General features: G+C 62.0%; 31 protein-coding genes. 27 read left to right on the forward strand and 4 right to left on the reverse strand.

Going from position 1 to position 26,518, the window contains the following annotated elements; translation table 11 throughout:
- Positions 1–275: 275 nt before the first annotated feature.
- The 5 genes from fliL to HMPREF9697_RS00440 all read left to right on the forward strand — a co-directional run bounded on the left by fliL (position 276) and on the right by HMPREF9697_RS00440 (position 6,889).
- A complete protein-coding gene (fliL, locus tag HMPREF9697_RS00420; RefSeq protein ID WP_002715161.1) occupies positions 276–779 on the forward strand; it encodes a flagellar basal body-associated protein FliL in 504 nt (167 codons plus the stop codon).
- Positions 776–1,972, forward strand: coding sequence for a flagellar motor switch protein FliM (gene fliM / locus HMPREF9697_RS00425; protein WP_002715162.1), 1,197 nt, complete (start codon positions 776–778; stop codon positions 1,970–1,972). The genes fliL and fliM overlap by 4 nt, the downstream gene beginning before the upstream one ends.
- Positions 1,969–2,394 carry a DUF6468 domain-containing protein gene (locus HMPREF9697_RS00430; protein ID WP_002715163.1) on the forward strand — a complete coding sequence of 142 codons (426 nt, stop codon included), beginning with the start codon at positions 1,969–1,971 and terminating at the stop codon, positions 2,392–2,394. Before fliM ends, HMPREF9697_RS00430 begins: the two co-directional genes overlap by 4 nt.
- Positions 2,391–3,152: a MotE family protein gene (locus HMPREF9697_RS00435; RefSeq protein WP_002715164.1), complete on the forward strand. Its 762-nt coding sequence runs from the start codon at positions 2,391–2,393 to the stop codon at positions 3,150–3,152. Before HMPREF9697_RS00430 ends, HMPREF9697_RS00435 begins: the two co-directional genes overlap by 4 nt.
- 104 nt (positions 3,153–3,256) lie before the next feature.
- Complete coding sequence (locus HMPREF9697_RS00440) at positions 3,257–6,889, forward strand: hypothetical protein (protein ID WP_002715165.1); 3,633 nt, start codon at positions 3,257–3,259, stop codon at positions 6,887–6,889.
- Positions 6,890–6,898: 9 nt separating this feature from the next.
- Here HMPREF9697_RS00440 and fliP read toward each other — a convergent pair whose 3' ends face one another.
- Together fliP and HMPREF9697_RS00450 are read right to left on the reverse strand one after the other, a co-directional pair.
- Entirely contained in the window at positions 6,899–7,651 is a 753-nt protein-coding gene (gene fliP, locus HMPREF9697_RS00445) for a flagellar type III secretion system pore protein FliP (protein ID WP_002715166.1), read from the reverse strand.
- Positions 7,648–8,604: a flagellar biosynthetic protein FliO gene (locus HMPREF9697_RS00450; protein ID WP_002715167.1), complete on the reverse strand. Its 957-nt coding sequence runs from the start codon at positions 8,602–8,604 to the stop codon at positions 7,648–7,650. The genes fliP and HMPREF9697_RS00450 overlap by 4 nt, the downstream gene beginning before the upstream one ends.
- 346 nt (positions 8,605–8,950) lie before the next feature.
- Between HMPREF9697_RS00450 and flgB the strand changes: the two genes are divergently transcribed.
- From flgB to HMPREF9697_RS00515, 13 genes are all read left to right on the forward strand, one after another.
- Complete coding sequence (flgB, locus tag HMPREF9697_RS00455) at positions 8,951–9,346, forward strand: flagellar basal body rod protein FlgB (RefSeq protein WP_002715168.1); 396 nt, start codon at positions 8,951–8,953, stop codon at positions 9,344–9,346.
- A gap of 17 nt (positions 9,347–9,363) precedes the next feature.
- Positions 9,364–9,789, forward strand: coding sequence for a flagellar basal body rod protein FlgC (flgC, locus tag HMPREF9697_RS00460; RefSeq protein ID WP_002715169.1), 426 nt, complete (start codon positions 9,364–9,366; stop codon positions 9,787–9,789).
- Between the two features lie 17 nt (positions 9,790–9,806).
- Positions 9,807–10,127, forward strand: a complete 321-nt coding sequence (gene fliE / locus HMPREF9697_RS00465) for a flagellar hook-basal body complex protein FliE (RefSeq protein ID WP_002715170.1) — start codon at positions 9,807–9,809, stop codon at positions 10,125–10,127.
- A gap of 36 nt (positions 10,128–10,163) precedes the next feature.
- Complete coding sequence (gene fliQ / locus HMPREF9697_RS00470) at positions 10,164–10,427, forward strand: flagellar biosynthesis protein FliQ (protein WP_002715171.1); 264 nt, start codon at positions 10,164–10,166, stop codon at positions 10,425–10,427.
- A gap of 19 nt (positions 10,428–10,446) precedes the next feature.
- Complete coding sequence (fliR, locus tag HMPREF9697_RS00475; protein ID WP_002715172.1) at positions 10,447–11,226, forward strand: flagellar biosynthetic protein FliR; 780 nt, start codon at positions 10,447–10,449, stop codon at positions 11,224–11,226.
- Positions 11,227–11,229: 3 nt separating this feature from the next.
- The gene (gene flhB, locus HMPREF9697_RS00480; protein WP_002715173.1) at positions 11,230–12,300 is read left to right on the forward strand and encodes a flagellar biosynthesis protein FlhB; all 1,071 of its coding nucleotides are present in this window, start codon (positions 11,230–11,232) and stop codon (positions 12,298–12,300) included.
- A gap of 155 nt (positions 12,301–12,455) precedes the next feature.
- On the forward strand, positions 12,456–14,993 hold the full coding sequence (gene cckA / locus HMPREF9697_RS00485; RefSeq protein ID WP_002715174.1) for a cell cycle histidine kinase CckA: 2,538 nt from the start codon (positions 12,456–12,458) through the stop codon (positions 14,991–14,993).
- Between the two features lie 132 nt (positions 14,994–15,125).
- On the forward strand, positions 15,126–16,073 hold the full coding sequence (locus HMPREF9697_RS00490; RefSeq protein ID WP_002715175.1) for a Tim44 domain-containing protein: 948 nt from the start codon (positions 15,126–15,128) through the stop codon (positions 16,071–16,073).
- Between the two features lie 120 nt (positions 16,074–16,193).
- Positions 16,194–16,904 (forward strand): glutathione S-transferase, encoded by a 711-nt coding sequence (locus HMPREF9697_RS00495; RefSeq protein WP_002715176.1) that lies wholly within the window; start codon positions 16,194–16,196, stop codon positions 16,902–16,904.
- A 63-nt stretch (positions 16,905–16,967) separates the two neighbouring features.
- Complete coding sequence (locus tag HMPREF9697_RS00500; RefSeq protein WP_002715177.1) at positions 16,968–17,372, forward strand: (R)-mandelonitrile lyase; 405 nt, start codon at positions 16,968–16,970, stop codon at positions 17,370–17,372.
- 132 nt (positions 17,373–17,504) lie between these two features.
- Positions 17,505–17,867: a hypothetical protein gene (locus HMPREF9697_RS00505; protein WP_002715178.1), complete on the forward strand. Its 363-nt coding sequence runs from the start codon at positions 17,505–17,507 to the stop codon at positions 17,865–17,867.
- A 76-nt stretch (positions 17,868–17,943) separates the two neighbouring features.
- Complete coding sequence (locus HMPREF9697_RS00510; protein ID WP_002715179.1) at positions 17,944–18,342, forward strand: VOC family protein; 399 nt, start codon at positions 17,944–17,946, stop codon at positions 18,340–18,342.
- Positions 18,343–18,371: 29 nt separating this feature from the next.
- The gene (locus HMPREF9697_RS00515) at positions 18,372–18,845 is read left to right on the forward strand and encodes a VOC family protein (protein WP_002715180.1); all 474 of its coding nucleotides are present in this window, start codon (positions 18,372–18,374) and stop codon (positions 18,843–18,845) included.
- Positions 18,846–18,887: 42 nt separating this feature from the next.
- Here HMPREF9697_RS00515 and HMPREF9697_RS00520 read toward each other — a convergent pair whose 3' ends face one another.
- Positions 18,888–19,358: a hypothetical protein gene (locus HMPREF9697_RS00520; RefSeq protein ID WP_002715181.1), complete on the reverse strand. Its 471-nt coding sequence runs from the start codon at positions 19,356–19,358 to the stop codon at positions 18,888–18,890.
- A 142-nt stretch (positions 19,359–19,500) separates the two neighbouring features.
- On the opposite strand from HMPREF9697_RS00520, the gene HMPREF9697_RS00525 reads away from it, so the two are divergent.
- Both HMPREF9697_RS00525 and HMPREF9697_RS20765 read left to right on the forward strand, forming a co-directional pair.
- Complete coding sequence (locus tag HMPREF9697_RS00525; protein ID WP_002715182.1) at positions 19,501–21,144, forward strand: fumarate hydratase; 1,644 nt, start codon at positions 19,501–19,503, stop codon at positions 21,142–21,144.
- A 65-nt stretch (positions 21,145–21,209) separates the two neighbouring features.
- Positions 21,210–21,386 carry a hypothetical protein gene (locus HMPREF9697_RS20765; protein WP_157223237.1) on the forward strand — a complete coding sequence of 59 codons (177 nt, stop codon included), beginning with the start codon at positions 21,210–21,212 and terminating at the stop codon, positions 21,384–21,386.
- Positions 21,387–21,433: 47 nt separating this feature from the next.
- Here HMPREF9697_RS20765 and HMPREF9697_RS00530 read toward each other — a convergent pair whose 3' ends face one another.
- Positions 21,434–22,090, reverse strand: coding sequence for a glutathione S-transferase family protein (locus HMPREF9697_RS00530; RefSeq protein ID WP_002715184.1), 657 nt, complete (start codon positions 22,088–22,090; stop codon positions 21,434–21,436).
- Between the two features lie 156 nt (positions 22,091–22,246).
- Here HMPREF9697_RS00530 and HMPREF9697_RS00535 point away from each other — a divergent pair, with 156 nt between their 5' ends.
- From HMPREF9697_RS00535 to HMPREF9697_RS00565, 7 genes are all read left to right on the forward strand, one after another.
- Entirely contained in the window at positions 22,247–22,627 is a 381-nt protein-coding gene (locus HMPREF9697_RS00535; RefSeq protein WP_002715185.1) for an ArsR/SmtB family transcription factor, read from the forward strand.
- On the forward strand, positions 22,614–23,117 hold the full coding sequence (locus tag HMPREF9697_RS00540; RefSeq protein ID WP_002715186.1) for an SRPBCC family protein: 504 nt from the start codon (positions 22,614–22,616) through the stop codon (positions 23,115–23,117). Before HMPREF9697_RS00535 ends, HMPREF9697_RS00540 begins: the two co-directional genes overlap by 14 nt.
- An 18-nt stretch (positions 23,118–23,135) precedes the next feature.
- On the forward strand, positions 23,136–23,558 hold the full coding sequence (locus HMPREF9697_RS00545; RefSeq protein ID WP_002715187.1) for a DoxX family protein: 423 nt from the start codon (positions 23,136–23,138) through the stop codon (positions 23,556–23,558).
- 72 nt (positions 23,559–23,630) lie between these two features.
- The gene (locus HMPREF9697_RS00550; protein ID WP_002715188.1) at positions 23,631–24,041 is read left to right on the forward strand and encodes a VOC family protein; all 411 of its coding nucleotides are present in this window, start codon (positions 23,631–23,633) and stop codon (positions 24,039–24,041) included.
- A 34-nt stretch (positions 24,042–24,075) separates the two neighbouring features.
- The gene (locus HMPREF9697_RS00555; RefSeq protein WP_040307750.1) at positions 24,076–24,567 is read left to right on the forward strand and encodes an SRPBCC domain-containing protein; all 492 of its coding nucleotides are present in this window, start codon (positions 24,076–24,078) and stop codon (positions 24,565–24,567) included.
- Positions 24,568–24,579: 12 nt separating this feature from the next.
- The gene (locus HMPREF9697_RS00560) at positions 24,580–25,050 is read left to right on the forward strand and encodes a VOC family protein (protein ID WP_002715190.1); all 471 of its coding nucleotides are present in this window, start codon (positions 24,580–24,582) and stop codon (positions 25,048–25,050) included.
- 144 nt (positions 25,051–25,194) lie between these two features.
- Positions 25,195–26,400 carry a multidrug effflux MFS transporter gene (locus tag HMPREF9697_RS00565; RefSeq protein ID WP_002715191.1) on the forward strand — a complete coding sequence of 402 codons (1,206 nt, stop codon included), beginning with the start codon at positions 25,195–25,197 and terminating at the stop codon, positions 26,398–26,400.
- Positions 26,401–26,518: the final 118 nt, after the last annotated feature.

Here is a 26,518-nt window from a genome sequence, read left to right on the forward strand (position 1 = left end):
CGGTTCGGGTTGAGTAATGCGAGGGTCGTGCCAACCTGGAAAATTGTTTGATATCAGCTGATTAGGTGAACGGCCCCACATGGGTGGGGCGGCAATTAAGGGCTCATTGACCATGTTTGCCCGGCAAAATTTTCCCAGTTCGGGACCAAAAGAAAGAAACCGTTAACCATTGCGACCTAGCGTCGACCAAATAAGGCGCTCATGCGCCGGCGGCCTTTGTTTCGCGTATTCAAGCCAGTTCGGCACATCGGGCTCTTTCCTGACGGGATGGGGCGATGGCAGACGAGGATCAGGCCGTAGAAGGCACCGAAGAAGGCGCGGCCGAGGCTGCGCCGAGCGGCAAGCGCAAGATCTTCATGATTGCAGGTGCGGTGGTGCTGACTCTCGCGGTTGGCGGCCTCGGCTGGTACGTGTTCCTGCGCAGCCATGGCGACGAGCAACATGCGGACGCACAGGCCAAGGTTTCGACGCCGCCGGTGTTTCTCGATGTGCCTGACGTGCTGGTGAACCTCGCCAGCAATCCGGGCGAGCGCATTCAATATCTTAAGGTCAAGGCCGTTCTCGAACTGAAGGACGCGCCGCTGGTCGAGAAGGTCAAGCCGTCGATGCCGCGGGTGGCCGATCTGTTCCAGACCTATCTGCGCGAACTGCGCTCCAACGACCTCAATGGCTCGATCGGTCTGTTCCGGATGAAGGAGGAGTTGACCAAGCGCGTCAACGCCGCGATCGCGCCGGAGCACGTCAACGCCGTGCTATTCAAGGAAGTGGTGATCCAATGACGGGTGACGTCGATCAGGACGCACTTGCCGCCCAATGGGAGGGCGCACTCGACTCGGAGGATCCGGAAGAGGCGGCTGCCGAAGCCGCCGCCAATGAACTCACGGAGTCGATGGCGGAACAATGGGCCGCCATGGTCGATGGCGGCAGTCGCGGTCTCAGCAGCGGCAAGTCCAGCGGCGAGCGGGTGCTGTCGCAGGAAGAAATCGACAATCTGCTCGGCTTCAGCGACGGCGAAGTCCATCTCGAAGATCATTCCGGCATTCGGGCGATCATCGATTCGGCGATGGTTTCCTACGAGCGTCTGCCGATGCTCGAAATCGTGTTCGACCGTCTGGTGCGGTTGATGACGACGAGCCTGCGTAACTTTACTTCGGACAACGTCGAAGTCTCGCTCGACCGCATCACTTCGGTGCGTTTCGCAGACTATCTCAATTCGATCCCGCTACCTTGTGTGCTCACCGTATTCAAGGCGGAGGAGTGGGAGAACTTCGGGCTGTTCACCGTCGATTCCAGCCTGATTTACTCGATGATCGACGTGCTGCTCGGCGGCCGGCGCGGCCAGACCTCGCTGCGCATCGAGGGGCGTCCCTACACCACGATCGAAACCAATCTCGTCAAGCGTCTCGTTGAAGTCGTGCTGGCGGATGCCGAGCAGGCGTTCCGGCCGCTGTCGCCGGTGACGTTCACGATCGACCGGCTTGAGACCAATCCGCGCTTCGCTGCGATCAGCCGTCCCGCCAACGCTGCCATTCTAGTGCGGCTGCGCGTCGACATGGAAGACCGTGGCGGCAACGTTGAATTGCTGCTGCCTTACGCGACCATTGAACCGATCCGCAACGTGCTGTTGCAGATGTTCATGGGCGAAAAATTCGGCCGCGACCCGATTTGGGAAGGTCATCTCGCGACCGAAATTGCCCAGGCCGAATTGTATGTCGATGCGGTGCTCTATGAGGCCGACCTGCCGCTGAAGCAACTGATGTCGCTGAAAGTCGGGGACACGCTGCCGCTCGATATTCGCCCCGACGCGATGGTGTCGGTGCGCTGTGGCGACGTCACTCTCAGTGAGGGACGGATGGGCCGGGTTGGCGACCGCGTCGCAATCCGCGTCTCGAAGCCGCTGCACAAGCCGCACACGACCTACGCGATGTTCGAAAAGCAGGACGAACAAACAAAATTGATGGAGGCACAATGAACCACCTGATGGGAATGGCCATCGAGAGCCTCGTCGCTCTCCTGCTGGTCTGGACAATCGCCTATTGCCGCATTCTCAACAAGCGGCTCAAGATCCTCAAGGCTGACGAGCAGTCGCTGAAGGCGACGATTTCGGAATTGATTACCGCGACCGAAATCGCCGAACGCGCCATTGGCGGTCTCAAGATCACCGTGCGTGAATGCGACGAGAATCTCGGCGCGCAGCTTTCCGAGGCCTCCGATCTGTCCGGCTCGCTCGGCAAGCAGATCGCAGTCGGCAGCGAAATCCTGAAACGGCTCTGCGACATCGCGGTGGCAGCACGTGCTTCGGCCGATGGCGTAGCTCCGACGGGCACCGATGCGAAGTCGGTGGTCGCCGCCGCCCAGGCCTTCTCCGAACGCCGGCGCGGTCTTGCTGCATGAAAAGTCTGCTCCGCGAATTCAGGATTGTCCCGCTGCTCTTGATCGCGGCCAGTTGTCTGGCCGTGCTCAAGATCTCGGGCCTGCTTCTGGATGGCGGGTATATTTTCCGGGATGATCCGGCGCGGCCCAAATCCTGGGCCGAGGCGACCCTGAATTTCCCGACCGGCCGCAAGAACACGTTCGACCCATCCGACATCACGGGCTCGGTCGAGCATGCACCGGAATCGAAGCCTGCCGAGCCGAACCCGGTGTCCACGACCCGGCCGGAAGATGTTGCGGCGCAGCCCGATCCGGCGACAGCCGTGTCGCCCGCGGAGCGCGCGGTGCTGGAGCGGTTGCAGGCGCGGCGGCAGGAGATTGAGACCCGCGCCCGTGAAATCGACATCCGCGAGAGTCTCGTCAAGACCGCCGAGCAGAAGCTCGAAGGCAAGCTGCAGGAATTGAAAGCGACGGAAGCGCGCATTACGGCAGTGGAGAGCCAGAAAGCCAAGGCCGAAGCCGCGCGGCTGAAGGACCTCGTGACGATGTACGAGAACATGAAGCCGAAGGATGCCGCCAAGGTGTTCGACCGCCTCGATATCGCCGTGCTCTACCAGATTGCCTCGCAGATCGCGCCCCGCAAGCTCTCCGACATCGTCGGCCAGATGCAGCCAGAGAACGCCGAACGGCTGACGGTCGAGATCGCGCGCAGGGCGGGCGGGGAGAAATCGGCATCGCTATCCGACCTGCCAAAGATCGAGGGGCGTCCGGTCAATTAAAGGCAATCGGAAGCGCCATGATTAACAGCGCGTTAAACGCAGGATTCTAGGGTGATCCGGTTATCCGGACCCCGGCGTTCGGGAGAGCCAAAGAGACGGACCACATGGCCGGGCAGGCTGCGTTGCAATCCATGAGGAAGCGGGGAGCGTGCGGACGGATGGTTCGCGTGCGTGCCTTCATGCGCGCAGCGTTCTCCGTTGCGCTGATGGCTGCCGCTCTGGCATGGCCGGGCCGCGCCTTTGCCGATCCGGTGAAGGGTGAGGCAATGCTCACCCAGGAGAACGGTTACGCGCGCCTGTTGTTACGTTTCTCTGAGGAAGTGCCGACTGAAGTGTCGATGGCGGGTGCGATCATGGTCATCCGCTTCGCCAAGCGCGTCGACATGCCGGTGGATGTGCTCAACGATGCGGTGCCTGCCTATGTCGGCACCGCGCGTGGCGATCCGGACGGCGCGGCGATCCGCCTCGCGCTCAACCAGAAGGTTCGCGTCAATCAGATGACCGCAGGCGAGCGAGTCTATATCGACCTGCTGCCCGAAAAATGGGTCGGCCTGCCGCCGCCGCTGCCTGCTGAGGTGGTGAAGGAATTATCCGAACGTGCGCTCGCCGCCGAGCGCATTCTGCGGATGCAGAAGAAGGTCGAAGCCGCGGAGAAGCGTCCGCCGGTGCGGGTGCGCGCGGCGGTGCAGCCGACCTTCGTACGGTTCGTGTTCGAACTGCCGGAAGGCGTCAGCGTTTCGTCGTCGCTCAACGCGGATAAATACACGCTGTCGTTCTCGGCGCCGCTAACGTTCGATCTTGCGGACGCCAAAGTCGCGGCGCCCTCGAACATCAAAAGCATGAAGCAGTCGATATCCGGCGATAATTCCGCCGTGGAAATCGCACTGATCGGCGAAGTCGATGTCCATGGCTTCCGCGAGGAGCGCAATTACATTGTCGATATCGGCTTCGACAGTGGCAAGGCGGGCATGGCGTTGAGTCCGGCCCTTTCGCGCCCGGTGGCGCAACCGGCTGCGAAGCAGGACGCGGCTGCGCCGTCTGCAAAACCTGCTACGCCTGCTGCAACGACACCGGCGGCATCTGCTGCGCCTGCAACCGCGCCGACGGCGCCTGCCGCCGCTCCGGCCGCCTCAACTCCACCGACACCTGCGCCAGCCGCGCCGAAGGCTGCCGACGATCGTACCGACCTGCCGCAGCGGCCCAAGGAGGCCGATGCATCCAGGTCTTCGGATCTTCCCAAAGCGTCCGATGCGGTGGCAGCCAAGACCGCGCCTCCGGCATCTTCACCACAAGACACGGCAGCGGATCGCTCCACACAGGACATCGCCGCCAAGCGGACCAGCAAAGACTTCAAGGTCACATTCCCGTTCGGAAGTAACGTACCGACGGCACTCTTCAGGCGCGCGGATTCGATCTGGATGATCGTCGCGGATAGCCGTCCGCTCGACCTGCAGCCGATCAAGACCGAAGGTGGCACGCTGGTCGCGGCGGCGGCGACCGTCCCGATGCAGGGCGGGCAGGCGATCCGCATCAAGCTCAATCGTCCGCAACTGGTCTCGCTCTCGGGCGATCAGCAGACGCTGGTGCTCACGCTCGCCGATCAGGATGTATCAGCCTCGCAGCCGCTGGTGGCCGAGCGCAATGTCGGCGATCCGACCCGCGCCAATGTCAGCATCGCGATTACGCAGCCCGGTCCGCTCTTTCGATTTCATGATCCCGAAGTCGGCGATACGCTTTCGGTCGTCACGGCGCCGCTGCCCGCGCGTGGTTTTCTGCGGCCGCAGAACTTCGTGGAGTTCTCGCTGCTGGAATCGACGCAGGGCATAGCAGTTGCGACGAATTCCGATGATGTCAATGTCGAAGCGCGACCGGACAAGGTCGTTATCAGCCGTCCCGGCGGATTGACGCTGTCGGCGGCGAGCGTGACGCCTGACCGCATGGGCGCGCCGGGTGGGGCGGTGTTCGATCTGGCTGAATGGACGAGGAACCAGAAAGCGAGTTTTCTGCCGCGCCTCGATCGGCTGATTAATACAGCTTCCACTGCGTCCGATGATGAACGTCTCGCCGCCAATCTGGCTTTAGGCAAATTCTATCTGGCACGCGGCTTCTATCAGGAAGCCAAGGGTGCGTTCGACCTCGCGCTGGCGAAGCCGCAGGCGCAGGACGGCGTTCAGCCGGTGCTGATGGCGCGCGCAGTCGCGGAAATCCTGGTTGGTCGCTTCGAGCTCGCCATGAAGGATCTCAGCAATCCGGCTATCTCGGGCTCCTTCGATTCGGAATTGTGGAAGGGCCTTGCGAGCGCGCGTCAGGAGAAGTGGGCCGCCGCACGCGAGAAATTCAAGAATGTCGAATCCGCAATCATCTCGCTACCACTCGATCTGCAGCGCATCATCCTGATCGAAGCGATGCAAGCTTCGCTGGAAGTGCGCGACTACGACGGTGCGGCTGCGCGCAGCAACGATCTCGATACGATCGGCCCGATGCCGGATCAGAAGATGCGCCTGCGGCTCTTGCGCGGCCGTCTCGCCGAGGCGCTCGGACGTGACCGCGAGGCGCTGGCCAGTTATCGTGCGGTTCGTGCCTCGTCCGACCGGCCTTCGGCGGCGGAAGCAACGCTTGCCGAGATTTCGCTGCTGCAGCGGACCAACAAGATCGCGCCGGATGTCGCGCTGACCGATCTCGAAACCCTGTCCGTGCTGTGGCGTGGTGACGAGACCGAGGTCAAGAACATGCAGATGCTCGTGCATATCTATGCCGAGCAGGATCGTTATGCCGACGCGCTCGCATCGGCGATGACCGCGACGCGGCTGCGGCCCAATTCTGAAGCCTCCCGCGCGATGCAGGACGAAGCATCGGCGCTGTTCGCGCAATTGTTCCTGACCGACAAGGGCGACAGTCTGCTGCCGATCAAGGCGCTCGGTTTGTTTTATCAGTATCGCGATCTCACCCCGATCGGCCGCCGCGGCGACGAGATGATCCGCAGGCTCGCGGACCGGTTGGTGGCCGTCGATCTGCTCGATCAAGCGAGCGAACTTCTGCAATACCAGATCGATCATCGTCTCGAAGGCGCGGCGCGCGCGCAGGTCGCCGCACGCCTGTCCATGATCTATCTGATGAACCGCAAGCCGGCCCGCGCCATTGCGGCCTTGCGTTCGACCCGCATCGGTGATCTCGCCGGGGAAGTGCGCCAGCAACGCCTGCTGCTCGAGAGCCGTGCGCAGAGCGATGTCGGGCGCTATGACCTCGCGCTGGAATTGATCGCGAACGTGCAGGGCCGCGAGGCAATCCGGCTGCGCTCCGATATCTATTGGGCGGCGCGGCGCTGGCGGGAATCCGCCGAGCAGATCGAGGTGCTTTACGGGCAGCGCTGGCGCGACTTCCAGCCGCTGACCGATACCGAAAAGAGCGACGTCATTCGCGCTGCGATCGGTTACGCGCTCGCCAACGACACCCTGGGTTTGTCGCGTTGGCGCGAGAAGTACGGGCCGAAAATGGCGAGCGAGGCTGACCGGAACGCCTTCGACATCGCATCGCGGCCGGGTTCAGCCGATCCGGCGGCACTGGAACGCATTGCCAAGATGGCGGCGACAGTCGATACGCTGGATGGCTTCCTGCGCGAGATGCGCAAGCGTTTCCCTGATGCGGTGGCGCGCGCGAAGATTCCGAACGTGCCTAATGACGCGGAGACCACGGGCGCGTTGCCGAAAATCCCCGAGAGAGTCTCGTCCGCGCAATAAGGCCGTTCGTCAGCCACCGCCGTAGCTCTGCACCAGACTGCCGGCGACCAGTGACCAGCCGTCCACCAGCACGAAGAAGATGAGCTTGAACGGCAACGACACCACGACCGGCGGCAACATCATCATGCCCATCGACATCAAGACCGACGACACCACGAGGTCGATGATGAGGAAGGGCAGGAACAGCAGGAAGCCGATTTCGAACGCACGCTTCAACTCCGAGATCATGAAGGCGGGGACGAGAATGCGCAGCGACATTTCTTCAGGCGTCGCCGGCGGCGGCTCGCCGGACAGGTCCATGAATAACTTGAGATCTTTTTCGCGAACGTTCTTCTGCATAAAGCCGCGCAGCGGCGCGACGGCCAGCGGCAAGCCTTGTTCGACCGTGAGCTGGTTGGCGATCACGGGCTTCACGCCGTCGTCATAGGACTTCTGCAGCACCGGCCCCATCACGAATCCGGTGAGGAACAGCGCCAGCGCGATCATCACGGAATTCGGCGGCGCGGTCGCGGTGCCCATCGCGGTGCGCAGCAGAGAGAGCACGACCACGATCCGGGTGAAGGAGGTCATCATGACCAGGATCGATGGCGCGATCGACAATACCGTCAGCAGCGCGATGAGCTGAACCGCGCGCTCAGTGACGCCGCCATTACCCTGGCCGAAATTGATGCTGATATCCTGCGCGAGCGCAGGCGTGGCCAGCGTTGCGGCAATCAGGACGGAAAGAAAAAGAACTCTACGCGGAAGTTTCGCCGACCTCACGTCGGGTTCTTCGGGCGGCCGAGCAGGCTCGCCATCTCGTCCTCGAGATTCTCGAAGGCGGGACGGGCGGGGTCGGCTTCTTCAGCGGCGTCGTGTGAACCGGCGCGCGGCGCGGGCGCTTCTGGCGCCACCGATGGGGCACCAATCCGTTCTGACGAATTCACGGTGACGGTGCGGGTCTCGCTTGCCTCGACGCGCGTGCCGGGGCGGCGCAGGGCAGCTTCAAGCCGCTGCGCCATTTCAGCGAGGTTCTGGTCGGCGGCGGAAATGGACTCGGGTGCGCGTGGTTCGGGTGCACGCGGCGCTGGCCGCGCTGGCGTGGCAGGATCGAGGCGCGGCGTGCGCGACAGCGAGGGCTCCAGCCGTTCGCTGCGCGGCAGCGGACGCGCGGGACGATCGGCGCGCAGCGCCGGGTCTGGACGGACAACCGGCTCCTGTGCGGGCGAAGCGAGAAGATCGTCTCGCGTGCGATCCGGGGTGACGGACGGCGCTCGGCGGAGATCGTCGCTGAGAGAGGGCCGCGGCGTCGGGCGCGGTGGAGGCGGCGGCACGACTGGCTCCGGAAAATCGAGAGACTCGGCAGGACTCGCCGCAGGCTCCGGCCAGTTGGTGTCCGGCAACGGAATCCGCGGCGGCAGGTCGGTGCCGGCGGGCTGGCGCGGGGTGGCTGCGGCATCACGGGTTGTGCCGCTGCGCACGATGTTGGGCTCGACGACGATGTCGCTCGGGCCGCCGATCATCAGCAGATGCTCGACGTTATCCCGGCGCACCAGCACCAGACGGCGGCGGCCGTCGACCGCGGCGGCATCGATCACGGCGAGGCGGGGCATCCGCCCGCGACTGTTACTCGATCCGATTCCGCGTCCGGCGAAGCGGCGCACGAGATAGGCGGCCGCGCCTATCAGCGCCAGCACGATCAGGATGGCGAAGAAAATCCACACAATCTGCGACATCCGGTGTGTCCTCGTTGGAATCCGATGGCTTCACGTTTTGGGACCGGCGCAAAAACAACGGCTCAATCGGCCAGGAAGTTTCGTGCCATCCGTTAATCTGTTCCGGCGGAAAAATGACCGGAGACCAAGTCACTTCATAGACCAGGAATCGGCCAAACCCAACCCTCTTCAGGGACTTAGCCGAGCTGTTCACGCAATCCTGTTGAAAATACAATGGGCGTGGCGCGGTCCGATCGCATCCATTGGTTAACGTTGGGGCCGATTTTAACGCTCCGTTAACCATACAGGCGGCAAATTCTGCCTAGCTGCGGCGCCTTGGCCGAAGCGCACCCGGGCGGAGGCCGTCATGGCGATCACCGATCTTCCGATGTTGTCGATGCTGCGGACCAAGATGCAATGGCATCAGGAACGTCAACGCGTACTGGCCGAAAACGTCTCCAATTCCGATACGCCGAATTTCCGCCCGCGCGATCTCGTCGATCCGACTTTCGACAAGACCGGCATCAACGGCATGCATGAAATCTCGATGGTGCGCACCAGCGCCAACCATATCCAAGCGGCGGGCGTCAGCGAGGCGTTCGGCTCCAACACCGGCGGCTACGAGACACGGCCCGCGGGCAATGCCGTCAACATCGAGGACGAGATGCTGAAGGTGGCCTCCAACCAGATGGACTACGCCGCCGCTGCCTCGCTCTACAGTAAGAGCCTCGACCTCATCAAAACCGCCATCGGCAAGCGCTAAGGACAAGGAGAGGCGTCATGGCTGAAAGCATGGACTTCCTCAAATCGATGAGCATCGCGACTTCCGGGCTGCGCGCGCAGGCGGGGCGGATGCGGGTGATCTCCGAAAACATCGCCAACGCCGATTCGACCGCGAGCACCGCGGGCGGTGATCCCTATCGCCGCAAGGTGCCGACTTTCTCCTCGGCGCTCGATCGCTCGCTGGATGCGCAGGTGGTGTCACTCGGCCGGATCAAGACCGACACCACGTCGAGCTTCCGCATCAAGCATGAGCCGGGCAATCCGGCGGCGGACGCCAGCGGCAATGTCAAATATCCGAACGTCAATTCGCTGGTGGAAATGACCGACATGCGCGAGGCGCAGCGGTCCTACGAAGCCAACCTCAACATCATCAGCGCGACGCGTCGGATGATCCAGCGCACTCTCGACATTCTCAAGGCCTGATCGGAAGGGATTCAATCATGGCAACGCCTTCAGTCGCAGCTAACGCTTACGCAAGCCTATCGCGCATCATGGAGTCCGCCACGGGCTCCGGCGCCGCAGGGAAAACCGCCCAGAGCGGCGGTCCCTCGTTCAGTTCGCTCGTGAAGGAGGCGATGAACGGCGTGCTCGATGCCGGCCGCAAATCCGACGCGCAGACGGTGGCGATGGCCTCCGGCAAGGCGAACGTGATGGACGTGGTGACGGCGGTCGCAGAAACCGATGTCGCGGTCTCCACGCTCGTGTCGGTGCGCGACAAGGTCATCCAGTCCTACGAAGACATCATGAAGATGCCGATCTGATCGGCTGCATTTCGCTCTCACGCAAGGAAGATATTCATGACCGGCCCCGAAGTTCTGGAAGTGGCGCGCGATTCGATCTGGACCATCGTGCTGGTCTCGGCGCCGGTGCTGGTGGTCGGCCTCGTGGTCGGCGTTTCGATCTCGCTGGTGCAGGCGCTGACCCAGATCCAGGAACAGACACTGGTGTTCGTGCCGAAGATCTTGGCGGTGTTCATCACGCTCCTGGTCGCGCTGCCGTTCATGGCAGATGCCCTGCACAGCCACATGATGCGGATTTCGTCGCGAATCATCGGCGGATAAGACAAACTATGCGGCAGCCATGCGCATCGACATCTCATTTCTGCCGGCACTGGCGGCGACCTTCATGCTGGTCTTCGCCCGCGTTGGCGCGATGATGATGCTGTTGCCTGGCTTCGGCGAGGCCAACGTCCCGGTTCGTCTGCGTCTCGGCATTGCGTTGATGCTCACGCTCATCATGCTGCCGCTGCATCGCGCGGCCTATCACGTCGATCTCTCGTCCACGACTGCGGTGATGGTGCTGATGGTCCATGAGATCATCGTCGGCGTGGTGCTTGGCGCCACCGCGCGCTTCACACTCGCGGCGCTGTCGGTGGCGGGTTCGATCATTGCCCAGCAGGTGGGGCTGGGCTTCGTCACGGCGGTTGATCCGACGCAGGACCAGCAGTCGGTGATCGTGGCGAACTTCCTCACCATTCTCGGCATCGCACTGATCTTCGCGACAGACACACATTACCTCGTGCTGGCGGCACTGAACGACAGCTATACGCTGTTCTCGCCCGGCGAACTGATGCCGAGCGGCGACGTCGCCGCGCTGGCGACCAAGGCATTCACGACAGCCTTCAAGATCGGCGTGCAGTTGTCGGCGCCGTTCATCATCTTCGGTCTCATCTTCAACCTCGGTCTTGGCCTGCTGGCGCGGATGATGCCGCAGATGCAGGTCTATTTCGTCGGCGTCCCGCTTTCTATCCTTGCGGGCTTTCTGCTGCTCGGCGTCGTTCTCGTCGCCGTGATGGGCACCTTCCTCGATTATTTCAGCGGCGTGATGCACCAGCTCGCGCCGGTGAGCGGCGGAGGGTAGGCCGTGGCGGAGGGAAGCGACGAGGACAAAACACAAGACCCCACAGCCAAACGGCTGGAAGAAGCGCACAAACGTGGCGACGTCGCCAAGAGCATCGAGGTCAACACCTGGTTCATGATCGCGGGCGCGACCTTCGTGATGTCGTCGTTTTCCGGGTCGATCGCCAACAACCTCACCGTGCCGCTGAAGAACCTGCTGGAACATGCGGGGCAGATGAAAACCGACGGGGCGAGCCTGCTGCTTTTGGTGGGACGGCTCGAGACCATGATGCTGGCGGCGCTCGGCATTCCGTTCGCGTTGCTGATTGTGGCCGCAGTCGGCGGTCATCTGATCCAGCACCGGCCGGTCTGGTCGGTCGATCCGATTACGCCGAAATTCAGCAAGCTGTCGCCGATGTCAGGCGCGAAGCGGCTGTTCGGCAAGCAGGCGGCGGCGAATTTCGCCAAGGGACTGTTCAAGATTCTCGTGCTGGGCGTCGTGATGGCGTGGGTGATGTGGCCCGAGCACGAACGCGCCGACGTGATGGTGCGGATCGATCCCAATCTGATGCTGGACCTGACGCGCTCGATGGCGCTGAAGCTGATGGGAACCGTGGTGGCGCTCCTCGCGATCGTCGCCGCACTGGACTATCTGTTCCAGTATCGGAGCTGGTTCGAGCGGCAGAAGATGTCGCTTCAGGAGGTGAAGGACGAATACAAGCAGTCGGAGGGCGACCCACACATCAAGGGCCGCATTCGCGCACTGCGCGTGGCAAGGATGCGCAAGCGCATGATGGCGGCGGTGCCGACGGCGTCCGTGATCATTACCAACCCGACCCACTACGCGGTGGCGCTGAAATACGAGCGCGGCATGCCCGCGCCGATCTGCGTCGCCAAGGGCGTCGACCTGATCGCCTTCAAGATCCGCGAAGTCGCAGCCGCCCACGATATTCCAGTTGTGGAGAACGTGCCGCTGGCGCGCGCGCTTCATGCCTCCGTCGAAATCGACGACGAAATTCCGGTGGAACACTACCATGCGGTGGCCGAAGTCATCGGCTACGTCATGCGGCTGAAGCGCAGCCTGCGGGGAAACTGAGGAACGGCTGACGTGGCGCTTGCATTGCAGACCCCGATTCAGGCACTGAGGGCTTATTCTGCGCTGGTTTTCCTGACTTCGCGGCATGAACTGAAGAACTTTGGACCAGGACCTTTCGTGTCGCAACCCGATTCACTCCGCTTTGGCGGCACCCGATGAAGGCAGACCTGACCACCGGCAGGCCGGATAACCTCGCCCCCGTTGCTGAGCCCGCGAGGCGAGGCGGCATCGCGCTCGTCCTCATCATCGCGGTCGCTGTGGTGGCGGCGGCCGTGGGCTTCATGGTGCTCGGCCGCAGCCAGGCGCAACCCTTCATCCTCGGGCTGATTTCCCTGCTGGCGATGGTCGGCCTGTTCACGCTGTTCGCCTTTGCGGCCGGCATCGTGCGGTTTGCCGACCGGGTCGCGGAAAATCCGCTGATGCGGCCGATGGCGGACAACGCCTTCGACGGCCTCGCGGTGACCGACGCGCGTGGCCACATCGTTTATTACAACAATGCCTATCTGGCCCTGACGGGCGCTGCGAGCGCGCAGGACGTGCGTCCGGTCGAGCGGGTGTTCATCGGCAATCCCGATGTGTCCGAGGCGGTGTTCCGGCTGCTGAAGGCTGCCAAGGAAGGCAAGCGCCAGCAGGAGGAGGTCCGTGTCACCGATGCCGAGCGCGGCGCGCGCTGGCTGCGGATGCGAGTGCAGCCGCTCGGCCATAGCCGGCGCGAATCTCGTTACGCGGTGTGGTCGGTCGCCGACATCACCCGTGACCGCGAGCGGCAGGAGGATGTGTTCCAGGAACTGCAGCACGCCATCGAATATCTCGACCATGCGCCGTGCGGGTTTTTCTCGGTAACGCCGGGCGGCGAACTGGCCTACGTCAACGCGACGCTCTCGAACTGGCTCGACTACGATCTCGCCGAGATCGGCTCGGGCGGGTTGAGGCTCACCGACATTCTTTCTGGTGACGGCGCCGCGCTCTTGACCTCGATCACGCCGGAGCCCGGCGAAGTCAAAACAGAAGTGTTCGACGTCGATCTGCGGATGCGCAGCGGCAAGACCATGCCCGCGCGGCTCTATCACAAGCTCGCTTTCGGGGCCGATGGCGTACCGGGCGCCTCGCGCACGCTGGTCATCAACCGCGCCCGCGACGAACATGCTGATCCGCAGCGCGCCGCCGAAGTGCGGTTCATGCGTTTCTTCGACCACACGCCGATGGCGATCGCCACGGTCGATCGGGACGGTCAGATCGTGCGCGCCAATGCGCGTTTCGCGAAGCTCACCCAGAGCCTGTCGGCGCAGGCGAGTGCCAACAAGTCGATCTTCGCGGTGGTGCACGAGCGCGACCGCGGCGAGGTGACTGCGATCATCGGCCGCGCCGCCGAAGGGCAGGGCGACATCCCGCCGGTCGAGGCAATGCTCGACGGCGACAAGGACCGCTGGGCACAGTTCTTCGTCACCTCGGTCGAGCACGACGAGCGCGACGCGGAAGTCGCCATTGTCTATCTCTTGGAGACCACCGAGAAGCGGCAACTGGAGAACCAGTTCGCGCAGTCGCAGAAGATGCAGGCGGTGGGCCAGCTCGCCGGCGGCATCGCCCACGACTTCAACAACGTGCTCTCTGCCATCATGATGGCGAACGACTTCCTGTTGAACGCGCACAAGCCGACCGACCCGTCGTTCCAAGACATCATGCAGATCAAGCAGAACGCCACGCGCGCCGCCACGCTGGTGCGGCAGCTGCTTGCGTTCTCTCGCCGCCAGACGCTGCGCCCGCAAGTGCTTGATCTCGGCGATGCGCTGTCCGACCTCACCATGCTGCTCAAGCGTTTGATCGGCGAGAAGGTGAAGCTCGACGTTGTCCATGGCCGCGATCTGTGGCCGGTGAAGGTCGACGTCTCGCAGTTCGAGCAGGTGATCGTGAACCTCGCGGTCAACGCGCGCGACGCAATGGCCGAAGGCGGCAAGCTCGTCGTCAAGACCAGCAACGTCGCGTCTCAGGACGTGGCGCGGCTGCAGGCCAAGGGCATGCCGGCGGCGGATTACGTCCGCATCGATGTCAGTGACACCGGCACCGGCATGACCGCGGAGATCGTGGACAAGATCTTCGAGCCGTTCTTCTCAACGAAGGAAGTCGGCAAGGGCACAGGCCTCGGCCTCTCGACCGTCTACGGCATCGTCAAGCAGACCGGCGGCTTCATCTACGTGGACTCGACGCCCGGTCAGGGCACGATGTTCAGCATCTATCTGCCGCGCCATATCGTCGAGAAGGAAGCGGAGGCGCCCGTACCGGCAACCGAGGCGGCTGCGGCCAAGGCCAAGCCCGCCGATCTCACCGGCCAGGGCACCATCCTGCTCGTCGAGGATGAGGACGGCCTGCGCTCGCTGAATGCGCGCGGCCTGCGCTCGCGAGGCTACACCGTGATCGAGGCAGAGAATGGTCTGGATGCACTGGATGCGCTGGAGGCCGAGGGCGGAGTGGTCGATCTTGTCGTCTCCGACGTGGTGATGCCGGAAATGGACGGCCCGACCATGCTCGCGGCGATGCGTAAAACCAACCCGTCGTTGAAGATTATTTTCGTCTCGGGCTATGCCGAGGATGCCTTCGAGAAGAGCTTGCCGGATGGTGAGCAGTTCGCCTTCCTGCCGAAGCCCTTTACCCTGAGCCAGCTCGTGGGTGCCGTCAAAGAGACGATGAACGGCTGAGTCGCCGGGGCTGCTCGGCCGGTCTGCCCGCGACTGACCGACGCAGGAAATGCGCTCGTTTCCATCTTCCCTTTTGGCTCGAATTCACCATTTTGTTGGGGACGTCCCCATGTCGGGGATGGAGGATTATTCATGATCGTCTCGCAGCGCGCTCGCGCTTGGCTCAAGACCCTCGTTGTTATTCTGTCCGTGACGGTGCCGCTTGCAGCGACCATGTCGAGCGCCGATGCCCGTGCCGGCCGCGGCGTCAGTTCGGGTTCGCGCGGCATGCGCACCAGCGCGCCGCCGCCGATGACGCAGACCGCGCCGAGCGCGGCCCAGCCGATGCAGCGGACCATCACCCCGAACACGACCGCGCCGGTCAATACGGCGAACCGCGGCGGCTTCTTCAACCGTCCGGGCCTGCTCGGCGGTCTCGCCGCGGGCTTCCTCGGCGCGGGTCTGTTCGGAATGCTGTTCGGCAACGGCCTGTTCGGCGGTCTCGGTGGCCTGTCGTCGATTTTCGGCCTGCTGGTCCAGCTTGTGCTGATCTATTTCGTGGCGCGGCTTGCCATGTCGTGGTGGGCGAAGCGCAATGCTCCGTCCTACGCCAATAACGCACCGCCGCCGTCGCCGAACGAGGGGCAGAACTATGCCCGTACCGGTTTCGGCTTGGGTACGGGCAGCAACAGCGCTCCGCTGGAAATCACCCCGGAGGACTATGAGGTGTTCGAGCGCCGCCTGAGCGAGGTTCAGGATGCGTGGTCCAACGAAGACATGAACCGCCTGCATTCACTCGCGACGCCCGAGATGGTGTCGTATCTCTCGCAGGACCTCTCGGCGAATTCGGCCCGCGGCGTCGTCAACAAGGTATCCGACGTCAAGCTGCTGCAGGGTGATCTTGCGGAAGCCTGGCGCGAGGGACCGACCGACTACGCCACCGTCGCGCTGCGCTTCTCGCTTGTCGACAAGACGATCGATCGTGCGAGCGGCCGTGTGGTCGAAGGCAGCGACGTACCGCAGGAGGCCACGGAAATCTGGACCTTCGTGCGACGCCCCGGCAGCGAATGGGAATTGTCGGCGATCCAGCAGACCAACTGAGGATCGCTTTTTCCGACACAACGAAGACGCCGCGTTTGCGCGGCGTCTTTTTTATTGGCGCATGTCCGCGAAACAATCGGGGTTCCACACCGTTGACTGCGAACGGAACGGAGCTGGGTGATGCCATACGAACTGTTTTACTGGCCAGGCATTCAGGGGCGGGGTGAGTATATACGGCTCGCGCTGGAAGAGGCGGGCGCGGATTATATTGATGTTGCGCGTCGCAAGGGCGGTGAGCAGCGGATGATGGCGATGATGAAGAACCGGCGGCTCGACCCGCCGCCTTTCGCGCCGCCGTTTCTGAAAGCGAACAAGCTCGTCATCGCGCAGGTTGCCAACATCCTGTTTTATCTCGGTGCGCGTCATGGCCTTGCGCCCAAATCGGAAGCCGGGCGGCTACGCCTGCATCAGCTGCAACTTACGATCGCCGATTTCGTCGTCGAGATTCACGATACCCATCATCCGCTTGGGCCGACGCTCTATTACGAGGACCAGCGGCGGCAGGCCGTGAAGCGCACCGATGAATTCTGGAAGGCACGCGTGCCGAAATTCCTCGGTTATTTCGAGGATATCGCGGCGCGCGGCGACGGCCCCTATCTCGACGGGCGTCGCGTCAGTTATGTCGACTTGTCCATATTTCAGATCGTGGACGGGCTGCGCTATGCTTTCCCCAATCGCATGAAGCGTTTCGAGCGGAAAATCCCGCGTCTCGTCGCGTTGCATCATCGCGTCGGCACACGGCCCAACATTGCCGCCTATCTGCAAAGCAGCCGGCGCATTCCTTTCAATGCCGACGGTATTTTCCGTCACTACCCGGCGCTCGACCGATAGCCGGATCAGCTTTACCGACGAACGCTGTTTGCTAGGCTGCCGTCGAGATATGAGGAGAACCGCATGAAGATCACGCATCCCGGAGACGTACCGTCGCGTCGGCCGCCGGAGGAATATTTCACCGGCACGGTCTGGATGGACCCGATGGTCCAGGCGCCGGCCCCGGCGCGGCTGCAGGTGGCGAAGGTGAGCTTCGAGCCCGGCGCGCGGACGGCCTGGCATACCCATCCGCTCGGGCAGACGCTTTATGTGCTGTCCGGCTGCGGGCTGATCCAGTGCGAGGGCGATCGTATCCGCACCATGAAGCCCGGCGACGTGATCTGGATTCCGCCTGGAGAGAAGCACTGGCACGGCGCATCTCCGACCAACAGCATGGTTCATCTGGCGATGCAGGAACTGCAGAACGGTTCCGCCGCTGAATGGCTCGAGAAGGTCACCGACGAGGAATATGCCGGGCGTTCCGCGTAACCGGAACGTGAAAGGGCGGGGCGCTCTGGAACTCTTGCCAAGTGCCCCAATCCTGACTCATTGTGAATGTGAGGTGAATGGATTCGCCCGACTTGTGCGCTGAGAGCGCACGATCCTCAGGACGGAGGTACCATGCGCATCATTACCCCTGTGGTCTATGCCGGACTGCTCGCGGTTTCGATCTACGCCGCGCTGGCCCAGACTTCGCCGATCCAGTATACGCCGCCGGCGCCGGACGTGCAGACTCCCACCAAGCTTGCTTACGCTACGCCGAACGATGGCGCGCAGAAATCCGCCAAACCTGCGTTTCGCGTCAGCAAGCGCGATGCTTGCCGTCAGAAGATCGCGGCCAAACATCTCAAGCATCGCGATGCGCGCGACAAGATGCAATTGTGTGTGGCGGAAGCCCGCGTCGAATGTCTGAAGCAGGCGATTGACCGGCACGTGCATCCGAGTCAGCGCCGCCTGTTTGTGCGAAGCTGCGTGGCATCCTGAACAGATACAGATATAGTTAGCGACAAGGCCGGGCTTTGAGCCCGGCCTTTTGTTGTGCGGATGTGATGGGGTTGTCATGAGTAAACAGACGAATGGAGCGCTCAACGCCGTGTGGGATCACGTCCACCTGCGTGTCAGCGATCCGGATGCCGTGGCTGCGTGGTTTCAGGACGTGCTGGGCGCGGAAGAGGTGCGTGCGCCCGGCCGTGTCGATGTCATCCTCGGCGGCCAGAAAATCTTTCTGCTGAAAGCGCCCGACACCGACAAGCCGTCACCTGCGCATCCGCATCGCGGGCTCGATCATTTCGGCATCCGCGTGACGGATATCAATCAGGTCACGGAGCATTTGAAGGCGAAGGGCGTCCGCTTCACCGCGGAGCCGCATACCCCGCGCCCTGGCATACGCATTGCGTTCATCGAGGGGCCGGAGGGCATCTCGATCGAAATCCTGGAGCGGGACGAAAAATATAAGTAACGGCGTAGTTCACAGCGGAGGAGAGTTGGATGGCGAAGAACACGATCTGTCTCTGGTACGACAAGGATGCTGAAGCTGCGGCCCGCTTTTATGCCGAAACCTTTCCCGACAGTGCCGTGAGTGCCGTTCACCGCGCGCCGAGTGACTACCCTTCGGGCAAGAAGGGGGATGTGTTGACCGTCGAATTCAAGGTCGCGGGTATCCCTTGCCTCGGCCTCAACGGCGGCCCGGCCTTCAAACAGAGCGAAGCTTTCTCATTCCAGATCTCAACCGACGATCAGGCTGAAACCGATCGCTACTGGAATGCGATCGTCGGCAACGGGGGGCAGGAGAGCGCGTGCGGCTGGTGCAAGGACAAGTGGGGCGTGTCGTGGCAGATCACGCCGCGCGTGCTGATGGAGGCGCTGGCGGCCGGCGGCGATGAAGCGAAGCGCGCGTTTGACGTGATGATGACTATGACGAAGATCGATGTTGCGGCCATCGAAAAAGCCCGCCGCGGGTAGGGAGCCCCTTGCTTCCGGGGTAGCCGTCTCACGCGGCTCCAATCATTCCTTCTCCCGCGACACCGTGATGTTGGTGCCGGTTTTCGTTCCGACGCAGTGGATGTCGAGCTTGCGGTAGCGGGTCTTGATATCCTTGCCGCGCAGCAGGCCGATGCGACCGAGACATCGATTGACGCCGCGCAGGGCGTCTTTTTTCGGAATGGTGAAAATCTGTGCCACCGCGCCCGCGACGAACGAAGTGAATTCCGCCGAGGGCTTCTTCTGGTTGGTCGCCGCGTAGAAATCGCTCTGGCGGTTGCGGCTGGGGCAGCCGAGCGACGCCTGCGAGGCAGCGGGATGCTGCAGATAGATGATGCTGCCGCGCGCCCGGCCGACTTTTAGGCCGTCTATCTGCTGGGAGAGCGAGCGGGCCAGTTCGTCGCAGGGGTCAGCCTTTGCAGGGGAAATCGCGCCGGACACGGTGAGGAGAGCGGCGGCGGTGGCGAAATGCAGGCATGCGGGTCTGAGGTTCATGGCGGCATTGAAGCGTGGGAACCGCCTTTGGGCAAGGCGGACGTTTTGCAACGGGCAGGGCGACTTTCGGGGTCTTTGCCGGACGGTTGAAAGCGATTAGAACGCTTCGAAATTATCTCCTGCCGCCCTCAAAGAGGCCATTATGAACGCTCCCTTCGCCGCCCCCGCCGTGCCGCCCTACAAGCACACCCCGCTGTTTCCGCTGGGCAAGGACAAGACGCCTTACAAGAAGATTTCGTCCGAGGGCGTGCGGGTCGAAACGATCTTGGGCAAGGAAATGCTGGTCGTCTCGGGTGAGGCGCTGAAGGCGCTGGCGGAGGCTGCCTTTGTCGATATCAACCATTATCTGCGGCCGGGCCACCTCGCGCAGCTTCGCAAGATTCTCGCCGACCCCGAGGCGAGCGACAACGACAGGTTCGTGGCGTTCGACTTCCTGAAGAACGCAAATATCGCCGCCGGCGGCGTGCTGCCGATGTGCCAGGACACCGGCACTGCGATCATCATGGGCAAGAAGGGCAACCGCGTCCTCACCGATGGTGACGATGAGGCTGCGCTCTCCGAAGGTGCGCGCGATGCGTACCTCAAGCGCAACCTGCGCTATTCGCAGCTCGCGCCGATCTCGATGTTCGAGGAGAAGAACACGCGCAACAATATGCCCGCGCAATGCGAGATCTACGCGGAGGGCGACGACGCCTACAAGTTCATGTTCATGGCTAAGGGCGGCGGTTCGGCCAACAAGAGCTTCCTGTTTCAGGGCACGCCGTCGCTTCTGACGCGCGACCGCCTGCTGGCGTTCCTGAAAGAAAAGATTCTCACACTCGGCACCGCGGCGTGCCCGCCCTATCACCTCGCCATCGTCATTGGAGGCACCTCAGCCGAACTGACGATGAAGACGGTGAAACTTGCCTCCGCCCGTTATCTCGATGCACTACCGACGCAAGGCAGCGAGGATGCGCACGCCTTCCGCGATCTCGAGATGGAGCAGGAAATCTGGAAGATGACGCAGGCGATGGGCGTCGGCGCGCAGTTCGGCGGCAAGTATTTCTGCCACGATGTGCGCGTGATCCGTCTGCCGCGTCACGGTGCATCGCTTCCCATCGGGCTTGGCGTATCCTGCGCGGCGGATCGTCAGGTGCTGGGCAAGATCACCAGGGACGGCGTTTATCTGGAAGAACTCGAACACAATCCCGCGCAGTATCTGCCCGAGGTTGAAGGCTCGCTTGGTGGCGAGCCGGTGAAGATCGACCTCAACAAGCCGATGAAGGATATTCTGGCGACGCTGACGCAATATCCGGTGAAGACGCGGCTTGCGCTGACCGGCACCATCATCGTTGCGCGCGACCTTGCCCACGCCAAGCTGCGCGAGCGGCTGGAGAAGGGCGAGCCGCTGCCGGATTACTTCAAGAACCATCCGATCTACTACGCGGGACCCGCGAAGACGCCGGAAGGCTATGCGTCGGGTTCGTTCGGTCCGACCACGGCGGGCCGCATGGATTCGTTCGTCGACCAGTTCCAGGCGGCAGGTGGCTCGATGGTGATGCTCGCCAAGGGTAACCGCGCGCCTGTGGTGCGCGATGCGTGCAAGAAATATGGCGGCTTCTACCTCGGCTCCGTCGGCGGATCGGCCGCGAACCTCGCCGAGCATTGCATCAAGAAGGTCGAGGTCGTGGAATATCCCGAACTCGGCATGGAAGCGATCTGGCGCATCGAGGTCGTCGATTTCCCGGCGTTCATCATCATTGATGACAAGGGCAACGACTTCTTCAAGGAGTTGAATTTGGGCTGAGTGTCACGGAACACATTGGCCGTATCTCCTGTTGTTCCGCAGAGGGGAACATGAGGATTACGACAATGGCCGAACGCGACAAGGTCATCCCAGCCAGCGACAATGAAAAGGAAACGAAGAAGCGCGCGGACGAGTTCGCGCCTTTCTTCGAAGGTCGCGGCACTCTGGGATTGGGCCTGCCAAACGAAGGGCTTGCCGAACGGATTGAGAAGCAGCGGGATGAAGAACGCCGTAACCGCTGATCGTCGTTGGCGAGAAACGAGAAGCGGGACCCGTGTTCGGAACGGGTCTAATCCGCTGGTCGCAGGCTCGCTGTGTTAAGCGCCAATTGGGCGTCGAAGGCTCGCTTGTAGGCAGGTCGCGCCTCGCCTCGGGCGACATAAGCGGCCAAATTTCGGTATTCGCCCAGAATGCCCGATGATTTCAGCCTGAGCAGCACGGATACCATCATCAGGTCGCCGGCGCTGAATGCGCCATCGAGCCAGTCGGCGCTACCCAAGCGAACAGATAGCTGCTTGAGCCGGCCGTGGATGCGATCCACGACCAAAGGCATGCGTTCCTTACTCCAAGGTTTGTCGTTCTCCATGAACTTGGCGGTCACGAGTTCAAGAATCGGCGGCTCAACCGTATTGACCGCGGCAAACATCCACGTAATCGCGCGCGCCCGCGCACGGGTGTCATCCGGCAGCAGACCCGCATGGCGCTCGGCGATATGGAGGACGATCGATCCCGTTTCGAACAGGGAAAGGTCGCCTTCCTCATAGGTTGGAATCTGGCCGAACGGATGAAGCGCCAGATGTGCAGGCTCTTTCATCGCGCGAAACGAAACAGGGCGAACCTCATAAGGCTGACTCACTTCTTCGAGTGCCCAGCGAACGCGTGTATCGCGTGCCAGCCCCTTGCCTCCATCCGGTGAGTGCTCAAAGGCGGTGATGGTGATGGTCATGGGGTGCTCCTGACAGGGATTGCTGGCTGCGCGTCGGCGAATTGCCGAGGCAAATCAATGGCTGGTCCGATCCTGACTTCGATAGCCCGATAGTTCTTGACGCAGTCACCTCCGTACTGTACTTAACCTATAGGTTAAATACAAGAGATGCCCAGAATGGACCGTCTTTCCAGCACGTTTTCTGCATTGGCTGATCCCACGCGGCGCGCAATTCTCGCCCGGCTCGCGCTCGGCGAAACTTCGGTGAACGAACTGGCCAAACCGTTCGAGATGAGCCTTCCTGCCGTCTCCAAGCACCTCAAGGTGCTGGAAGGAGCGGGATTGATTACCCGCGGACGCAACGCGCAGTGGCGGCCGTGCAAGCTCGACGCCGCACCTTTGAAAGAGGCGGCGGGCTGGATCGATTTCTACCGCAAATTCTGGGAGGCGAGTTTCGATCGCCTCGATGCCTATCTGGAACGCCTGCAGTCAGGCAGTGACGACAACGACGACAAGCCAAAACCAAGATCGAAAGGGAAGACCGATGGCCGCAAATGAAACGACCGTTCAGGAATTCACCGTCACACGCACCTTCAACGCGCCTCGCGATGTCGTGTGGAAGGCATGGACCGAGCGTGCAGCGCTGGAGGAATGGTGGGGTCCGAAGGGCTGCGTCATCGAGGTCGAGGAACTCGACGTCTCTGCCGGCGGCATATTCCATTATTCGATGGAGATGCAGGAAGGATGTAAATGGTGGGGAATCTTCCATTACGAGGAAGTGGTAAAGCCCGAGCGTATCGTGTTCGTGAATTCGTTCTCGAATGAAGCAGGCGACATCACGCGAGCGCCCTTCAGCGAAAGCTGGCCGAAAGAAGTTCGCAACGTCGTGACTTTCCACGATGAAGGCGGCAAGACGCGGCTCGAACTACGCGGTCAGCCGATCCGCGCGACTGCCGAGGAATGCGCCTTCTTCGAAGGCATGTTCGGTTCGATGCAGCAGGGCTTTGGCGGCACGTTCGATCAGCTCGAAGCCTATCTGGCAAAATAACGTAGCCTGGAGGCGATGATGACCAGCGACTACATGCCGACTGTTTCGACAGGCACTATTTCCAGTGCTGCGATCTGGACCGGGCGCGTTATCAGCGGGCTTGTGACAGTGTTCCTGCTGTTCGACGGCGCGATCAAACTGATCCCGCTCGACATCGTCATCACCACCTCGCAGCAGCTTGGTATTCCGGTTCATCTCGCGCCGATGTTGGGTGCCCTCACGCTGATCGGCACAGTACTCTACGCCGTTCCGCGCACGGCCGTACTCGGCGCAATCTGGCTTACCGGCTATATAGGCGGTGCGATCTACGTCCATGTTCTCGCTGGCAGTCCATTATTCAGCCACACGTTCTTCGGTGTCTATCTCGCGCTTATGATGTGGGGTGGACTTTACCTGCGCGATGAGCGCGTACGCGCGCTCATTCCCCTGCGGCGGACATAAAAGCGTCGCGAGGCAATCCTATAACCCGGCACCTTTCGGCTGCCGCAATCGAAGATCCAAGGAGGATGCGTCATGAAAGTGATCCCGTACCTGTTTTTCAACGGCCAATGCGAAGAAGCCTTCAAGTTTTATGAAAAAGTGCTCGGTGCGAAAATCGAAGCGATGCTGCCCTACAAGGATATGCCAGGCGACATGCAGCATCCGCCGGAGTTGCTGAACAAGATCATGCATGCACGTATGTCGATCGGCGATCAGATCGTCATGGCGTCGGACTCTCCTGCGGATCGTTTCAACAAGCCGCAGGGCTTCGACCTCAATCTGAGCGTCGAAAAGCCGGAGGAGGCGGATCGTATCTTCAAGGCGCTTTCGGAAGGCGCGCAGATTACGATGCCGATTGCAGAAACCTTCTGGGCGCAGCGCTTCGGGGTGCTGGTCGATAAGTTCGGCACGCCCTGGATGGTGAACTGCGAAAAGAAAATGTAATCACCGCATACAGAGCCGTTCCATGTCCGGACACATGTCAGCATCCGTCAGTCCGTTGCCTTTGAAGGAACAGGAGCTTGTCGTCTCGCGCGTCTTCAAGGCGCCGCGGGAACTGGTCTGGAAGGCATGGACCGATCCGGATCACGCCAAGCACTGGTGGGGCCCGCCGATGTGCCCCGCCATCGAGATGCATATGGACCTGCGCGTCGGTGGGCGGTGGCGTCATTGCCTCGAGTCGACGGAGGACGGTTCACCGCTCTGGCAGCACGGTGTTTTCAAGGAGATCGTGCCGCCGGAACGGCTGGTGTTCACCTTCACTTGGGACAACAACCACTATGTCGAATTTCCGAACGTCGAAACCGTAGTGACGCTGACGTTCGAGGAACGTGATGGCGGCACGCTGGTGACGTTGCGGCAGGTGGGCTTCCATTCCATCGGTGATCGCGACGGACACGGTGTGGGATGGACTGGCACTTTCGACCGTTTCGAAATCTATGCGGCGCAGATGTCCGCAAGCAGCAGATAACGGAGTTCAATAATGTCGAATCTTTTTCCTTGTCTGTGGTTCAAGTCGGAAGCCGAGGAAGCGCTGCGCTATTACGTCTCCATCATCCGCAATTCGAGCATCGAAAACGTTCATCGCGCGGGCGAGGTAGGGCCGTTTGCGAAGGGGGCGGTGATTTCCGCAACCGCTGTGCTGGACGGTCAACGCGTGCTTGCGCTGAACGGCAATCCGCAATTCCAGTTCAGTCCGTCAATGTCGCTGGTGGCCTTGTGTGACACGCAGAAGGAAATCGATGACTACTGGGATAAGCTCGGTGCAGGCGGCCAGACCATGGCCTGCGGCTGGCTGACGGACAAATACGGTGTCGCGTGGCAAATCGCGCCCCGGATTTTTCCGAAGCTGCTTGGCAGCGATGCGGCCACCACCGACCGCGTGATGACGGCTATGATGAAGATGATCAAGCTCGACATTGCCGGTTTGCAACAAGCCTATGACGGTCAATAAATCGTCATCGCCCTTGGGAGTGGTGCGGATGTAAGATAGATGCTGCCTATCGCCTCCCGCAGAAGGGTGGCCGGCATCAATTCCAGTTTCATCTCAAAAGTGTTGTGATGTCCGCGTCGCGGGATCACGAAGAAGGATTCATCCGTGTCGTCGCGTAGCTACGCCAGATATGCCATCGTCCTGGGCCTGTTGTCGGCTGTCGGTCCGTTCGCGATCGACATGTATCTGCCGGCGCTGCCCTCGATCGCGGGTGATCTCAAGGCGACCACTGCGGCGACGCAGATGACGCTGATGGCGTTCTTCATGGCGTTCGGCGTGTGTCAGCTCATTTACGGACCGCTGTCGGATGTGGTCGGCCGCAAGCCGCCGCTCTACGCCGGGTTGGCGCTATTTATTGTGGGCTCGATCGGCTGCGCGCTTGCGCCCACTGTCGAATGGCTGATTGCGGCGCGGGTAGTGCAGGGTATCGGCGCGGCAGCGGGTATGGTCATCCCGCGCGCGATCATCCGCGATCTGCACACCGGCAATGAGGCGACGCGGCTAATGTCCCTGATGATGCTGGTGTTCAGCGTGTCGCCCATTCTCGCGCCGGTGACGGGCAGCGCACTGATCGTGCCGTTCGGCTGGCGAGCGGTGTTCGTCGCGGTCACGATCGCGGCGGTGTTGGCCTGTGCCCTGATATTCGCTTTCCTGCCAGAGACGCGGCTGCATCATCAGCGGCTGGAGGCGAACGTCCGCAGTGTGCTGCGCGGCTTCGGCCACTTGCTGGCCGACTCGCGTTTTCTCGGCCTGACCTTCATCGGAGGGTTTGGCATGGCGAGCTTCTTTGCGTTTCTCGCGAGTTCCTCATTCATCTATATCGGTCACTATGGGCTGACGCCGACGCAGTACAGTTTCGGTTTCTCCATCAATGCCTTTGGTTTTATCGGTGCTTCGCAGTTCGCCGCCACGCTTGGCAAGCGGTTCGGCCTTTCACGCGTGGTGATGATGGCGGCCGGAATCTACACGGCATTCGCGCTCTTGCTTCTCGGCGTGACGCTCGCCGGGGTGGATAGCCTCGCGGTGCTGGTTGCATTGCTGTTTCTGGGTTTTGCATTCCTCGGCCTCGTCATTCCGACCACGATGGTGCTGACGCTTGAGGAGCACGGTCCGATCGCCGGCATCGCCTCGTCGCTCGCGGGGACGCTGCAGATGGTAGCGGGCGGTGCGGTGATCGCGCTGGCGAGCCTGTTCTTCGACGGGCATCCCCTGCCGATGGTGGCGATCATCGCCGCCTGCGCCTGCTGCGCCTTGTGTCTCAGCTTCCTGACGCTGCGGCATGACGCGTTTGCGCCGCAGCCTGCGGAATAGGCCCACCGGAACCGGTGGACAGCCCCAATAAATGGGGGACGGTCGCACCAATGTCATGTGGAATCCCCCGAAAGGCATGACATGCTGCAGGAATCGCTCTACTAAGCGGCGTACTCTA

Source organism: Afipia felis ATCC 53690, assembly GCF_000314735.2.
Lineage (GTDB): Bacteria > Pseudomonadota > Alphaproteobacteria > Rhizobiales > Xanthobacteraceae > Afipia > Afipia felis.